14 protein-coding genes are annotated in these 14230 nt (G+C 34.1%); 10 read left to right on the top strand and 4 right to left on the bottom strand.

Going from position 1 to position 14230, the window contains the following annotated elements; genetic code table 11:
* The first annotated feature begins 18 nt into the window (after window positions 1-18).
* The 7 genes from ACJJVJ_RS07235 to ACJJVJ_RS07205 all read left to right on the top strand — a co-directional run bounded on the left by ACJJVJ_RS07235 (window position 19) and on the right by ACJJVJ_RS07205 (window position 6094).
* Window positions 19-552, top strand: a complete 534-nt coding sequence (locus ACJJVJ_RS07235; RefSeq protein ID WP_348116191.1) for a DUF1599 domain-containing protein — start codon at window positions 19-21, stop codon at window positions 550-552.
* Entirely contained in the window at window positions 549-1166 is a 618-nt protein-coding gene (gene recR, locus ACJJVJ_RS07230) for a recombination mediator RecR (RefSeq protein ID WP_104516052.1), read from the top strand. Before ACJJVJ_RS07235 ends, recR begins: the two co-directional genes overlap by 4 nt.
* Before the next feature lie 3 nt (window positions 1167-1169).
* Window positions 1170-2261 carry a glycosyltransferase family 2 protein gene (locus tag ACJJVJ_RS07225; protein ID WP_405369714.1) on the top strand — a complete coding sequence of 364 codons (1092 nt, stop codon included), beginning with the start codon at window positions 1170-1172 and terminating at the stop codon, window positions 2259-2261.
* A gap of 134 nt (window positions 2262-2395) precedes the next feature.
* Window positions 2396-3712, top strand: coding sequence for a dihydrolipoamide acetyltransferase family protein (locus ACJJVJ_RS07220; protein ID WP_405369713.1), 1317 nt, complete (start codon window positions 2396-2398; stop codon window positions 3710-3712).
* 169 nt (window positions 3713-3881) lie between these two features.
* Entirely contained in the window at window positions 3882-4553 is a 672-nt protein-coding gene (locus ACJJVJ_RS07215; RefSeq protein ID WP_405369712.1) for a DUF6705 family protein, read from the top strand.
* Window positions 4554-5096: 543 nt separating this feature from the next.
* Window positions 5097-5735, top strand: coding sequence for a DUF6705 family protein (locus tag ACJJVJ_RS07210; RefSeq protein WP_348116185.1), 639 nt, complete (start codon window positions 5097-5099; stop codon window positions 5733-5735).
* A gap of 74 nt (window positions 5736-5809) precedes the next feature.
* Window positions 5810-6094 carry a hypothetical protein gene (locus ACJJVJ_RS07205; protein WP_104516057.1) on the top strand — a complete coding sequence of 95 codons (285 nt, stop codon included), beginning with the start codon at window positions 5810-5812 and terminating at the stop codon, window positions 6092-6094.
* Between the two features lie 194 nt (window positions 6095-6288).
* Here the strand turns inward: ACJJVJ_RS07205 and ACJJVJ_RS07200 are convergent, their stop codons facing one another.
* Complete coding sequence (locus tag ACJJVJ_RS07200; protein ID WP_405369711.1) at window positions 6289-7434, bottom strand: glycosyltransferase; 1146 nt, start codon at window positions 7432-7434, stop codon at window positions 6289-6291.
* Between the two features lie 31 nt (window positions 7435-7465).
* On the opposite strand from ACJJVJ_RS07200, the gene ACJJVJ_RS07195 reads away from it, so the two are divergent.
* Both ACJJVJ_RS07195 and ACJJVJ_RS07190 read left to right on the top strand, forming a co-directional pair.
* Window positions 7466-8311, top strand: coding sequence for a glycosyltransferase family 2 protein (locus ACJJVJ_RS07195; RefSeq protein WP_405369710.1), 846 nt, complete (start codon window positions 7466-7468; stop codon window positions 8309-8311).
* Between the two features lie 12 nt (window positions 8312-8323).
* Window positions 8324-8725, top strand: a complete 402-nt coding sequence (locus ACJJVJ_RS07190) for a sugar 3,4-ketoisomerase (protein ID WP_405369709.1) — start codon at window positions 8324-8326, stop codon at window positions 8723-8725.
* Here ACJJVJ_RS07190 and ACJJVJ_RS07185 read toward each other — a convergent pair.
* The 3 genes from ACJJVJ_RS07185 to ACJJVJ_RS07175 are packed head-to-tail and all read right to left on the bottom strand — an operon-like array spanning window position 8702 to window position 11081.
* The gene (locus ACJJVJ_RS07185; protein ID WP_405369708.1) at window positions 8702-9640 is read right to left on the bottom strand and encodes a glycosyltransferase family 2 protein; all 939 of its coding nucleotides are present in this window, start codon (window positions 9638-9640) and stop codon (window positions 8702-8704) included. The two genes, ACJJVJ_RS07190 and ACJJVJ_RS07185, sit on opposite strands and share 24 nt — an antisense overlap.
* Window positions 9637-10383, bottom strand: a complete 747-nt coding sequence (locus ACJJVJ_RS07180; protein ID WP_405369707.1) for a glycosyltransferase family 2 protein — start codon at window positions 10381-10383, stop codon at window positions 9637-9639. The genes ACJJVJ_RS07185 and ACJJVJ_RS07180 overlap by 4 nt, the downstream gene beginning before the upstream one ends.
* 14 nt (window positions 10384-10397) lie before the next feature.
* Complete coding sequence (locus ACJJVJ_RS07175) at window positions 10398-11081, bottom strand: cell division ATP-binding protein FtsE (RefSeq protein WP_405369706.1); 684 nt, start codon at window positions 11079-11081, stop codon at window positions 10398-10400.
* A gap of 125 nt (window positions 11082-11206) precedes the next feature.
* Between ACJJVJ_RS07175 and ACJJVJ_RS07170 the strand changes: the two genes are divergently transcribed.
* A complete protein-coding gene (locus ACJJVJ_RS07170) occupies window positions 11207-14230 on the top strand; it encodes a tetratricopeptide repeat protein (RefSeq protein WP_405369705.1) in 3024 nt (1007 codons plus the stop codon).

The raw sequence follows: 14230 nt of genomic DNA, 5'->3' as shown, positions 1-14230 counted from the left end.
GCAAAATTTATAGCCCTTATGTCGCAAACCAGCCAGCAATATGATGCAGTTATCACACGATGTCGTGATTTGTTTTCTAATAAAATGAAGGATTATGGTAGTGCATGGCGCATTTTACGCTTGCCATCACTTACAGATCAGATTTTTATTAAAGCACAGCGCATAAGAGGTCTTCAAACTCTTGCAGAAACAAAGGTGGACGAAGGCCAGGAAAGTGAATTTATAGGCATTATTAATTATTCCATAATGGCACTTATACAACTAGAAAAAGGTGTGGTAGAGCAACCAGATCTAGAACTAGAAGAGGCTGTTGCATTGTACGACCATCATGTTGCGATTACTAAACAGTTAATGATGGATAAAAACCATGATTATGGTGAGGCATGGAGAGATATGCGAGTAAGCTCTTTAACTGATTTGATTCTTCAAAAATTATTGAGAGTAAAACAAATTGAAGATAATGAAGGTGCCACACTAGTGTCAGAAGGTATCGACGCAAATTATCAAGACATGATTAATTATGCTGTTTTTGCGATGATTCATTTATCATGAATTTTTCCTCAAAAATATTAGAAGAAGCGGTAGATCAAGTATCGCAATTACCTGGCATAGGTAAACGCACGGCATTGCGACTGGTGTTGCATTTAATGCGCCAGCCAGAGCATAATACAGATGCGTTATCTGATGCTTTATTAAAGATGCGACACGATCTTAATTTTTGTAAAAAATGCCATAATGTAAGTGATGTAGAGATTTGTGAGATTTGTGCCAGTCACAACCGCGATCAGTCCATCGTTTGTGTGGTAGAAGATATACGAGACGTGATGGCTATAGAAAACACGAGTCAGTATCGTGGTTTGTACCATGTTTTAGGAGGTAAAATAAGTCCTATGGATGGAATAGGTCCACAAGATCTTAAAGTGAGATCACTCGTAGATCGAGTGAAAAATGATGGCGTTACCGAGATTATCTTTGCACTGAGTCCAACCATAGAAGGTGATACTACTAACTTCTATATTTTTAAACAACTCGATGGACTAGAAGTCAACACTTCTACCATCGCGAGAGGAATAGCCGTAGGAGATGAGTTAGAGTTTGCCGATGAGGTAACGCTAGGAAGAAGTATCTTACATCGCGTTCCTTATGAGAATTCATTAAAAAACTAATTCTTGCAATTATCCATAATCATACTTAATTATAACGCAGCAGCTTTTCTTGAGCTGTGCGTTTATAGTGTGATGCGAGCTGTTAAAAATCTAGATGCAGAGATTATCGTGGCAGATAATAATTCTACAGATCACAGCCTTGAGATGTTAGCCTCTGTTTATGGTGATCGTATAAAAGTGATAGCACATAAAGAAAATTATGGTTTTTCTAAAGGGAATAACCTCGCTGTAGATCAAACTCTAGGGGAATATTTGTGTATTTTAAATCCAGATACGATAGTAGGAGAGATGGTTTTTGAAGAGTGTCTCGCTTTCGCGAAAGCGGAACCCAAAGCAGGCTTTTTAGGAACCCAGCTTATAGATGGAGCTGGTAAATACTTGCCAGAAAGTAAACGACATGTTCCTACACCTAAAGTCGCGAGACAAAAAATGCTGGGCAACGACAATAATTATTATTTTAATGAGGTTGGTCAAAATGAAAGAGGCAAAGTAGATGTGCTAGTAGGAGCTTTTATGTTTTGTAAGAAAAGTGTTTATGAAGATTGCGGTGGTTTTGACGAGCGTTACTTTATGTATGGAGAGGACATCGATTTAAGTTACACGGCACTTCAAAAAGGGTATGATAATTATTACCTAGGTGATCAAAAAGTGATTCATTTTAAAGGAGAAAGTACGGTGAAAGATAAAGTCTATTTAAAAAGATTTTATGGAGCCATGGGGTTATTTTACGATAAGTATTTTAAACAATCTACCTTAGAAAAAAAGGCAATAGACCTTTTAATAAGTAGTATGATAGTCATTAAAGGCACAAGAACGACCGAAACTGTCCAAGAAGAAAAAGAATTCATACTCGTTACCGAAGATCCTGCGCTTCAAATACAAAATGTAGACTCTAGAACGTCTATAGAATTGCTTAAATATTGCAATAGGCTGAATAAGAGTGTGCTTTGGGATTTGAATTCTTTAAAATTTGAAGAAATGATAAGTTATATGTCTAAAAATACAGAAGGGACTTATAGATTTCTAAATCAGAATAAAACCTTCTATATAGGCAGTGATAGCAGTAAATCACGTGGAATAATGAAAATTGTGTAATAGATCTTTGTAAACACTGCAAAATCGATAAGTGATTCTTAAAATATTCCCATATCAATGAATAATCCGCAATTGTAAACTGTTTAATTAGTACTTTTGCAAAATAATTAAAACGTAATAGTACCTTATTAGTTATGGCAAAATTTGAACTTAAATTACCTAAAATGGGAGAATCTGTAGCTGAGGCTACAATAACTTCTTGGCTTAAAAATGTAGGCGACACCATAGAAATGGACGAGCCTGTTTTAGAAATAGCGACAGATAAGGTGGATAGTGAAGTGCCTAGTGAGGTAGATGGAACTCTTGTTGAGATTTTATTTCAAGTAGATGATGTGGTACAAGTAGGCCAGACTATTGCAATTATAGAAACTGACGGTGATGATAGTGGAGCGACAACTGCTGCTCCAGAAACTACTGTTACTGCACCTAAAGAGATAAAAGCTGCTGCGACTGAAGTAGAAAAGCAAATCTCTCAGGTTACAGAAAATGTAGATTATACAGATAGTGATTCTTTTTACTCTCCACTTGTAAAGAATATCGCAAAAGAAGAAAATATATCTCTTACAGAGTTAGAAGGAATTTCTGGTACAGGTAAAGATGGTCGTGTTACTAAAAACGACATTTTACAATATGTTGCAGATAAGAAAGCAGGTAAAACTGCTGCACCTGCAAAGACTGCTGCTCCTGTAGCAGCTGCGGTTTCTAAACCAGCTGCAAAGGCTGCTCCGGTGTCTGTAAATGGAGAAGATGAAATTATTGAAATGTCACGCATGGGTAAACTGATTGCTCATCACATGGTGGCGTCAGTACAGACTAGTGCACACGTTCAAAGTTTTATTGAGTGTGATGTGACTAATATCTGGAACTGGAGAAAGAAACATAAAGATGGTTTTAAACAAAGAGAAGGTGAGAACCTGACCTTTACACCTATTTTTATGGAAGCAGTTGCACAAGCTTTAAAAGAATTCCCGATGATGAATATCGCGCTAGATGGTGATAGAATCATTAAACGTAAAAATATAAATCTAGGTATGGCTGCTGCTTTACCAGATGGTAACTTAATTGTGCCTGTTATTAAAAATGCAGACCAATTAAATCTAGTAGGTATGGCAAAGTCAGTAAACGACCTAGCTAACAGGGCTAGAAATGCAAAATTAAAACCAGACGATACTCAAGGCGGTACGTATACGGTAACTAATGTAGGTACTTTTGGATCTGTGTTAGGAACACCTATCATCAATCAGCCACAAGTAGGTATTCTTGCTCTAGGTGCGATAAGAAAAGTGCCTGCTGTTGTTGAAACACCAGAAGGTGACTTCATCGGTATAAGAATGAAAATGTTCTTATCTCATAGTTACGATCATAGAGTAGTAAATGGTGCGTTAGGTGGACAGTTTGTTCAACGTGTGGCACAATTGCTAGAAGCGTTTGATGTAAATCGTACGGTTTAATTTTAAGCTGTTGTATTAAAAGTAAAAGCCAGTTCTTATGAACTGGCTTTTTTTGTTTTAAGAATATGATTGGATGTTGTTTTGATCGGCGGCAATAATTTGATTCATATTTTGTTTTATATTCATCAATATTTATGCTTTGTTAAACAGTGTACAGCTATTTAAGACTATGAGGAAAATCGTGTTAACAATTGTTGCTAATTTAGTTTTTATCTCAATGTTAGCGCAAGTAGAAATTAACTTGAGAGATGCGAGAAATTTATCGCTAGATGATAGGACTGAATCTACTTATTTTAAAGATACTTTTAATGATCTTGATAAATTTGTAGGAGAGTGGACTCTAGAAATAGGTAATAAAAAACTGGAAGTTTCTATTCAAAAATTAATCAGAGTTCCAGAAATTAGAATGCTAAGAATTGATGATGGGCTACAACATTATCAAGATCTTATAAGTGTGAATTATAAGTTATATGAGAATAATCAGTTGATCATCAATTATAATTCTTCAGATTATCAATTTTTAACAATTCAAAGTAATGATTTTGTTGATTATAGAATTCCTAATGGACCAAGAACATCTAATATTTTAAATCATATATTTTTATCATATTATGAACCTACTTCAGATGGTAGTTGCCTTCGATCAATAGCAACAAATCTGCAACTAACTTATCAAGATGTACCATCTACTGATAGTCAAGGTAATGCTACAACGGGAGAGTTGTTCTGGCGAATAGAAAGTGAAAGACAAATTGCTTTTAATAATGGTTGTGATGATGGAAACACTTCGGATACTGGTCCTCTAAGAAATTTAAGCGAGGTGACATTAATAAGAGATTAATTGAGCTCAAATTATAATTTAAAGCCAGTTCTTATGAACTGGCTTTTTTTGTTTTAATATTGTTGTATGAATAAGTTTTTTAAAACTTCGGCTTTGCTATGGTTGCCATTTTTATTCTTGCTTCTCTATTTGAGTTCGCAAATCGCTAAAATATTGGAGTTTATATTAACAGCTTTCTTTTTATTTAGTTGGGTTTTAGGGGTGTTTGGTGTTATTCTGGTTTTTTCAAATTGGCAACGTTATAAGAGTATACTTTTTTTTAGTGTGTTTTTTATTTTAATGCCTTTCGTAGTGATTCTTTATTTTGTATCTCAATTACATTAACAAGAATACGATTATATCAATCAGCTTAATTTGACAAGAGAGTATTTAATCACAAATGATGACAGAAATACTTTAATATATCAAAATTTATATGAAGCGAATATTTCATTTGTTATGGATTATTACGAATTAAATGATAGTTTAATTTTGTTCAAAGCAAGTTTAAATGATGATGGAACTGTAATTGATTGGATTCAACTAACAAATTAAAAATTAATTATGAAAAAACTTTTCTTATTTATATTAGGATTAATCTTACTTTCAAATACTTCGTATAATACAATATACGATTTAAGAACACTTAAAAAAGTTGGACTCCCATCTAGTGAAGCTCAAGCTGGAGATTATTATAAGGATATCCACAACGATCTAAACAAGTTCGTTGGTTTATGGAAATACTCTGATAATGGTATTGAGATTGAAATTATCATAGCTAAAAAAACACGTGTAAAATTTATTTCATCTCAGATATTTGTTGATAAATTAAGCATAGAGTATAAAGTTTATGAAAACGGTGTGCTTGTTAAAGAGTCAGATCCAGGCTTTTGGAGTACTTTAAGTCAAATGGAAGTGACTAATATTTACAAGACAACAGCTTCATCCATATCTGATTATGGTTATACTCAAATATCGAGTGTTTATAGGGAGTCTTTTGATAATAGTTGTAAATTACCTTTTACGAATAGTTTTAATATTACATATAAAACCACTTCTAATAGTGTTAGTGGGCAACAGACTCTAGGGACATTATATTTTAATCGAGGAAGAATGGGTAATAGTGAATACAATGGCTCGACAAGCAATTGTATTCATGAATATTCAGTTCCTGAAAATATGATTTTGATCAAACAGCCTTAAGATTTGAAATTATTTTAAAAAAGCCAGTTCTTATGAACTGGCTTTTTTAATTCCTTTAATCTTACCTTTGCTGCATGGAAAAAGATCTTTACTTACAGCAAATAGATTATTTTAAAGGAGCGCAAGTTTTACATTATTTTGAATTTGTAGAACCTCAAGAAATTAAAGACGAATATTTTGCTGTGCATGAAATTCATGCCGTAGTAATTTGTGATTATGAAGGAGAAGAAACTATGTTATTCTATCTAGATGATGGTCTAGAAGTAGCATTAGAATTTGAATGTGTAATTCCTAAACAAGCTAAAGAGCAAACAGCTCAGGATTTTGCTGGTATAGACATTCAGTGGAAAAATAAATAAAGTAAATTCTAACTAGAATTTTATAGAAAAAAAAGGCTCTAAATATCAATTTGATTTTTAGAGCCTTTTTAGATTCACTCAAAACCCCTAAGGTCCAAAAAAAAACTCAATCAAGTTTTCTTTTTTTGTAATGTACCATAAGTCTCTGTTTTACCTTGACGATTTATTTAAAATCGGTAACCTTATTTTTAATCCTATCCGATGTTAAGGTAATGTTGTTGATATGCTCGTGCTATCATAATACTGTCGTGATGGTCTAGAATATGTTTCCTAGCGGCTTTTCCTATTTCTAGAATGTCTCGTGGGTTATCAATGAGAATAGATAATTGATTTACTAAATAATCCACATCTGGTCTCGCGTCCATTACAGGAACAGAGGCTAGATCATGCGCTTCTAAATAGATAGAACTACCGCCAGAAAAAACAACCTTTCCCTGCGCCATAGCCTCTAGTGCATTGTAACCTTGATCATAACACAATACTTGATCTAGTAAAATATGGGCGTTTTTATATTTGGTAATATATTCTTGATAGGGTAGGCTTTCTGCTATCGTAATAAAGACTTTATTACCGTATTTCTTCTTTACAATTTCTAACGCTTCTTCAAAATAGTTGATTCCCTTTTTCCAATAATTACCTCTGTTGATTCCCATAAATATTTGGATTTGTGAGAGATCTGTATTTAATTCTAATTGAAATTTTGAATGGTTTATAGCTGCAGGAATTATAGCTGTTGCCTTATCCTGCTGTTTTAGAGCCATCGCATAATCTACATTACTAGGTATTATTTTTTGAGAGGCTTCTAGTACTTTATAATAATTATCTCGGTAACCGTTACCTAGATATTTATACGTGTGAAACAATTGCTGTTTTTGAAGATGTCCTCTGTGTACCGAGTCTAAAATATTGTAACCCTCATGTTCTTCTGTAAGAAATCGGGCATATTCGTAGTCGTCACCACAGGCTATTAAAAAGGACTTTTGATTATTTTTAATTAGAAAATCCAGCATGATACGTTCTACAGCCGGCTCGCACCCAAATGGGTTGGAATTGATAAACTGTACGATATCGTAGTTTTTTAGAAGATTCTCGCTTTCGCGAAAGCGTGCTAATTTCAATCTATCTTCTAGGTTATAGCCTGTCAGTTTCCACCAGCCTACTTTTATTTTGCGATGTAACCAGCTTTGTTCAAAATACGTACTACCTACTTCTATATCTACAGAGAAACGCTTAAAACCATCACCATCGCCTACAATGTTTACTTCATGACCTAGCTGTTGCAGACCATGTTTTAAGGAATTATGAAAACCACTGTATTCACCTACGAGCAATATGCGCATATAGAAGTATATTTGAGGTAAAGATAAGCAGTTGCCTACATACACAAACCAAGATCTAGAAATTCTCATTGCGACTATGAATCGTAGCGACTTTTCATTTCTAGAAACTATGTTTAAGCAGTCTCTTGATAGTATAAATGCTCATGTGTTGATTGTTAATCAGTCTCTTGATAGTGAGTTGATCTCCATTCATGAGAACATTAGAGTGATTCCTATGAGAGAGATGGGTTTAAGTAAAAGCCGTAATCTAGCTATTGAAAATTCTACAAAAGATTTGTGCTGGATACTCGACGACGATTGCATTATTGAAACTGATGCGATAAGTAGAGTAGTAGCGGCACATAACGAGTATCTGGATACGGTACTAACCTTTAAAACTATCACACCTAGCGGTAAAGGTTTTTATGATTATAAGAAATCTTTTTACAGGCATGATCCTAAAACAATCATCCCAGTACTATCTCCAGAAATTACTTTCAAAAGAAAAGAGATCGTACAATTAAATTTAAGGTTTGATGAAAGATTTGGTCTCGGTGCACAATTTCAGGATTCTGAAAATTTAGTTTTCTTAGAAGAGGTGCTGGGTAAAAATTTAGAAATAGGTTTTGTACCAGAGACTATAGTGCAGCACGATGCAGTTACTAGTAGTGATGAGGTGCTGTCAGACCGATTAATTTATGCACGAGGTGCCTTAGCGGGCAGGAGAAATGCAATTACAGCAGTTTTTTATTCTTTTAAATATGTTTTCTTTTTGTGGCGCAAAGGTTATGAAAGATCTTTAAGTGTTTTATGGCATAAAATGATGGTGTTTCAACAAGGCGCAAATGATTATGTGAGTGGTTTTAAAAGACCTCATGAGAATGATGTGAAACAATAGTATATTTGATTTATGGATTATAAGATTATAGACATTCCTAAAATTACAGACCCTCGTGGTAATCTCGCGGTGCTAGAAAAAGATACGATTCCTTATAAAATAGAGCGTGTTTATTATTTGTACGACGTGCCTAGTGATTCCCATCGCGGTGGTCATGCACATAAAGAATGTCTAGAATTATTGATCGCTGTATCTGGTAGTTTTACGGTGGAATTAGATAACGGTAAAGTAAAAGAAACAATAACTTTAAATAAACCAGATAAAGGTTTATTAATATCTACCATGGTATGGCGTGAGCTTGCCGACTTCTCTAGTGGTGCGATGTGCCTGGTTCTTGCTTCTCATGAATTTGAAGAATCTGATTACATAAGAGAAAAAGAAGATTTCTATCTAGCGACCGGTTCTAATTCTTAATCCAGAATTAGATAATCTGTGATGTACTCTCTTTAATAATTTTAATTGCCAGCTGCTTAATTTAAGTAACTTTTGTTGTTTTGCTGTTAAATTAGAAAAGTCCATTTTACTAACTAATTGTTGAGCTTTTTCTTTTTGATTTGCCATGATTAATTCTATGGCAAGTGCATATCTATTGATGTCTAGAAATTTCTTTAAGCCCTTATGATGGGATGTGAACTTTTCATAGTTATCAAAATCAGTATAAGTTCTGTTTTTTAAATTTATGAGATGAGATCTGTTTATTGCAGTTTCATCTTTTATGACAGTAACTGTAGGGTTAAATGCGATCTTTTCATGTAAAGCTAGTTGTACATAAAAATCGATATCTTCAGAATGTGTTATCTCTTCATTATAAAGTGAGGTAATGCTAGTTTTAAACCCAAAACTAGAAGAGAACAATATAGAATTAAGATAGTTGTAGGTAAAGAAATCATCTAGTTCTCTAGAAGTATCAGTTTCTAAATTAGAAAATAGAGTTGCTTCAAATGTAGTAGCGCTTTTCTTTATTTTATAATTATTTGCAAACACCGTAGCGTTAGGGAACTTTAAAATGCTTTTAGTTAGTTCTTCTACATGGTTCGTTTCCCAATAATCGTCTGCATCTAGAAATAGGATGCCATCATAATTGTTAGATTTTGCATAAGAGATGCCTTTATTTCTTGCGTTGCTTACTCCTTGATTATCTTGTGATATGATCATGACAGATTCACTCTCAAACTCGCTTGCAATGGATAAACTATCGTCTGTAGAGCCGTCGTTAATAATTAATAAATCGGTTGCAACGGTTTGTGATAGAACAGATGTAATAGCTCTTTCTATAGCAGCTTCTTTATTGTAAAGCGGTATAATAGTTAAGAATCTATGGTCCATCATCTACTTATTCTTGAGTAAACTCCTTTGGTGATTAAGAGAAGCGTTCTTAAAACAGAATTTCTATTCCTAGCATTTTTGTAATACAGTTTAAAAATATGTTTTCTAAAGGTATGATCTTTTTTAACAGCGCTGTATCCGCCATCGCTAAAATAAGCGATATCTCTATCGATGAATCTATGTTTTATGGTTTTATGAAAGAACCATTCCATATTGTGTACCCAGTCTGCATGTACATGGTAGGATAAGTTATAGAAGCCAACAAGGTCAAAAACGTTTCTTTTAAAGAAAATAGCTTGGTGCGATATATTTTTATGAAAAATAGCTGCGTCGGTAAATTTACCAGCATAATGATTGCCTAGTTTAGGACTATTTACATTTCCATAAATAACATCTACAGGATGGAGTAGTGCATGTTCTTTTATATCACTAAGTACGTTTTTATCTAGAAGGTAATCGTCAGCTCCTAAAAAGTATAAAAAATGACCTTGAGACATTTTTACACCTTTATTCATAGCGTCATAAATACCGCGATCCTTTTCAGAAATAGAACGCAATACAACAGTGTCGTCTCTGTATGATTCTATCAGCTGTAACGTGTTGTCAGTAGAACCACCATCTACTATTATAATTTCGTAGTCTTGTGAGGACTGTACTTTAATGCTGTTAATGGCATTATCGAGAACCTTTTCTACATTAAAAGTAGGTATGATGATACTGAAGAAAGGTTTCTTTTTTTCTGACATGGAAAATAGCTGGGTTATACCGCTTTTTGGACTACTTCAAAAATTTCACCATCATCACATTTAAGTGTTTTAGATGGGTATTTAAGAATTAAGGCATAATCATGAGTTGCCATGAGAATGGTATTACCATTCTTATTAATTTGTTGAAGAACTTCCATTATTTCCACACTGGTTTGTGGGTCTAGATTTCCAGTAGGTTCGTCTGCAATGATAAGTTCTGGCTCGTTAAGTAATGCTCTTGCTATCGCAATGCGTTGTTGCTCACCTCCAGAAAGTTCGTGCGGATATTTAAAACCTTTAGTCTTCATGCCTACTTTATCTAGTACTACCTCGATACGTGTAGACATTTCTTTTTTACCTTTCCAGCCTGTTGCTTTAAGGACAAATTTTAAATTGTCGTTGATCGTACGGTCAGTTAATAGCTTAAAGTCTTGAAAAACCACTCCTAGTTTACGTCGCAGGTGAGGAATTTCTTTTTCGCGCAAGCTAGATAAATCATAGTCTACTATAGTTCCTTCTCCTTTTTTAAGCGGTATATCGCCATAAAGGGTTTTCATTAAAGAACTTTTACCGCTACCGGTCTTACCTATAAGATATACAAATTCTCCTTTTCCTATTTCCAGATTCACATTTTTTAGAATGAGGTTATCTTTCTGGAAGACATCTACTTTGCTTAATGATAAAACGTGATCTGACATGGATAAAATTATTTGATGTAAAGTTAATCAAGATGTGGATAAGATTATGAATAATTAATGAGGTTTTAAGACGTTCTAGCTTAGGAAATCATAATTTTACTCTAACAATTAGAATCCTTCTTATTATGAGAAAACTAACAATGGCGCTGTTGTTTATAATCAGTATCACTGGTATAACTAACGCACAACAGTCCAAAATATTTACCGACGACCTGGCTATTTACAATCAGGCGATAGATCTTTATCAAGAAGACCAGTATCTGGCCTCGCAAAGACTGTTTGAAAAAGTGCTCGACGCCTCTAGTGATGAGGTGATTAAAGGGAATGCATCTTATTATATCGCAAATTGTGCTGTACGTTTAAACCAGCGTAATGCAGACGCATTAGTAGAAAATTTTGTAGAAGAATATCCTACATCTACAAAGAAAAACTCTGCTGTTATCGATGTAGCAAATTACTATTTTGATAATGGTGATTATAGAAAAGCCGCAATATGGTATCAAAAGGTGGATAAGAGCACGCTTTCGCGAAAGCAAGCTAACCGTTATTACTTTAATACAGGTTATACTCTTGTGCAGTCTAAAAAGTATGATGAGGCAAAACCTTTCTTAAACCGTGTAAGTGATGATCCTGAATATGGTAGTAAAGCAAAATATTATCTAGGTTACATAGCTTATGAAGGTGATGAATTGCAAGAAGCTAGCGATCTTTTTGATGAAGTAGGTGAGTCTCCAGAGACAGATGAGAAACTTTCTTATTATCAAGCAGACCTAAATTACAAATTAGGAAACTTTGATAAAGCAATAGAGCTAGCAAAAAAACAATTGGCTAAATCTAACCGCAAAGAACAATCAGAATTAAACCGTATTATAGGACAATCTCTTTTTAACAAAGAAAATTATACAGAGGCTTTACCTTATCTAGAAAAGTATCAAGGTGTACGTGGTAAGTGGAATAATAATGATTATTATCAGCTAGGTTATGCTTATTACAAGCAGGGTAACTTTGAAAAAGCGGTAGAGACTTTTAATAAAATTATTGATGGTGAGAATGCTACTGCTCAAAATGCCTATTACCATTTGGGTCAAAGTTATATTAAACTAGATCGTAATGAAGATGCTCTTAATGCTTTTAAGAAAGCAAGTGAGATGGATCTAGATGCTCAAATAGCGCAAGATGCTTCTTATAACTATGCAAAGCTTAGTTATGAAAATGGGAATCCATACGATAGTGTGCCAGCGGTTATTCTTGCTTATTTAGAAAAATACCCTGCAACAGATAAGAACGAAGAGATGAATGAATTTCTAATAGACTCTTATTTTACTTCAAAGAATTATAATGAGGCAATTAACTTATTAGAAGATGGCAGAATAAAAGGGAACGAGGCAGTTTATGGTAAAGTAGCTTTATACTACGGTCTTAATTTATTTACAGCTGGAGAGTACCAAGATGCCTTAGGTAATTTGAATAAAGCGATAGATAATATTACAGATCCTGAACTTAAGAAAAAAGCAACTTTCTGGAAGGCAGAAAGTATGTACCAGCTCAATGATTTTACAGGTGCTTATTCTAATTTTAAAGCAGCAAATAAAATGAGTACTGCCATAGAAGAAGACGATTTGTATAATTATGATATGGGTTATACAGAGTTTAAATTGAAAAAGTATGACGCAGCAATTTCTTCTTTTACCGCTTATACAAATCAGTCGGACGCAAGCAACGATCGAATTAGGTTAAACGATGCTTATTTAAGAATAGGTGACGCAAACTTTGTGACTAAAAAATACTGGCCTGGAATGGAAGCTTATAATAAAGCTATCGAGATGAATGGTTTTAATTCTGACTATGCAGCATTTCAAAAGGCTATTTCTTATGGATTTGTACAGAAAAATGACCGTAAGATAGAAGACCTAGAAGGTTTTGTTACCAGATTTAAATCTTCAAAATATAGAGATGACGTGATGTACGAATTAGGTAATACCTATATCAATACCAACCAGGTTTCTAAAGGTATTAGTACCTATGATAAGCTAATTGCAGAATATCCTAATAGTAGTTACACTTCTCAGGCAATGATGCGTAAAGGATTACAGTTATATAATGATGGTAATCTAGATGCGTCTTTAACGGTGTTTAAACAAGTAGCAAATAAATATTCAGGTACTCCACAAGCAGTGCAAGCTATAAGTAGTGCCAGACAGGTGTATATAGATCAAGGTCGTACTAACGATTATGCCGTATGGGTAAGAGGTCTAGATGGAGTTGAGGTTACAGATAATGAGCTAGACGACACGGCTTATGAAAGTGCAGAGCAGCCATTTATTCAAGGTGATATGAAAGGAACTGCAAGAGAAATGGATAAGTATTTAAAGCAATTTCCTAATGGTAAACATGCTTTAAAAGCACACTTCTACCTTGCACAATCCTTATTCTCACAAAACAAGAAGTCAGAAAGTATTTCTCATTATGAGTTTGTAACTGCCAAAGAAAGAAGTGAGTTTACAGAACAAGCACTGGCTAGGTTAAGTGAAATTCATTTAGGGACTAAGGATTATGTAAAAGCTATTCCTGTTATGAAACAGTTAGAACAACTGGCAGATTTCCCTCAGAACATCATTTATGCACAGTCTAACTTAATGAAGGCTTATTATGAGACAGAGAAGTATGCTGAAGCTGTTACTTATGCAAACAAAGTATTAAGTGATTCTAGTATCGAGAATAATGTAAAGTCTGATGCCGAAATTATTATCGCACGTTCTTCATGGAAACAAGGTGATGAAGCCGCTGCAAAAGCAGGTTATGAAAAAGTAAGAGAGACAGCAACTGGTAGTCTTGCTGCAGAGGCTACTTATTATAAAGCCTACTTTGAGAATAAAGAAGGAAATCACGATGCAACTATTGCTACAGTAAATGGTTTAAGTAAGAACTATGGTGGTTATAAGTTGTGGAGTGCAAAAGGTCTTGTGGTTATGGCAAAAAGTTATGCTGCCTTAAATCAAACTCTTAATGCAACTACTATTCTTGACGCTGTGATTTCAAATTTCACACAATATCCAGAAGTAGTAGCAACTGCACAAAGCGAGCTGAATAAGATTAAAAATGAAGCTGCAAAAACAAATTCATCTGTCGTACCGACAAGTCAAAACTAG

It is taken from the genome of Nonlabens sp. Asnod2-A12 (genome assembly GCF_045063745.1).
GTDB lineage: Bacteria > Bacteroidota > Bacteroidia > Flavobacteriales > Flavobacteriaceae > Nonlabens > Nonlabens xylanidelens.
This window is presented reverse-complemented; position numbering and strand designations above follow the sequence as displayed.

Bases quoted from the DNA above. Each gene is read 5' to 3' on its own strand.
- ACJJVJ_RS07180 (WP_405369707.1), bottom strand. From the start codon at position 10,383: ATGTCAGAAAAAAAGAAACCTTTCTTCAGTATCATCATACCTACTTTT.
- ACJJVJ_RS07200 (WP_405369711.1), bottom strand. From the start codon at position 7,434: ATGCGCATATTGCTCGTAGGTGAATACAGTGGTTTTCATAATTCCTTA.
- ACJJVJ_RS07210 (WP_348116185.1), top strand. From the start codon at position 5,097: ATGAAAAAACTTTTCTTATTTATATTAGGATTAATCTTACTTTCAAAT.
- ACJJVJ_RS07170 (WP_405369705.1), top strand. From the start codon at position 11,207: ATGAGAAAACTAACAATGGCGCTGTTGTTTATAATCAGTATCACTGGT.
- ACJJVJ_RS07220 (WP_405369713.1), top strand. From the start codon at position 2,396: ATGGCAAAATTTGAACTTAAATTACCTAAAATGGGAGAATCTGTAGCT.
- ACJJVJ_RS07205 (WP_104516057.1), top strand. From the start codon at position 5,810: ATGGAAAAAGATCTTTACTTACAGCAAATAGATTATTTTAAAGGAGCG.
- ACJJVJ_RS07235 (WP_348116191.1), top strand. From the start codon at position 19: ATGTCGCAAACCAGCCAGCAATATGATGCAGTTATCACACGATGTCGT.
- ACJJVJ_RS07185 (WP_405369708.1), bottom strand. From the start codon at position 9,640: ATGATGGACCATAGATTCTTAACTATTATACCGCTTTACAATAAAGAA.
- ACJJVJ_RS07190 (WP_405369709.1), top strand. From the start codon at position 8,324: ATGGATTATAAGATTATAGACATTCCTAAAATTACAGACCCTCGTGGT.
- ACJJVJ_RS07215 (WP_405369712.1), top strand. From the start codon at position 3,882: ATGAGGAAAATCGTGTTAACAATTGTTGCTAATTTAGTTTTTATCTCA.
- recR (WP_104516052.1), top strand. From the start codon at position 549: ATGAATTTTTCCTCAAAAATATTAGAAGAAGCGGTAGATCAAGTATCG.
- ACJJVJ_RS07175 (WP_405369706.1), bottom strand. From the start codon at position 11,081: ATGTCAGATCACGTTTTATCATTAAGCAAAGTAGATGTCTTCCAGAAA.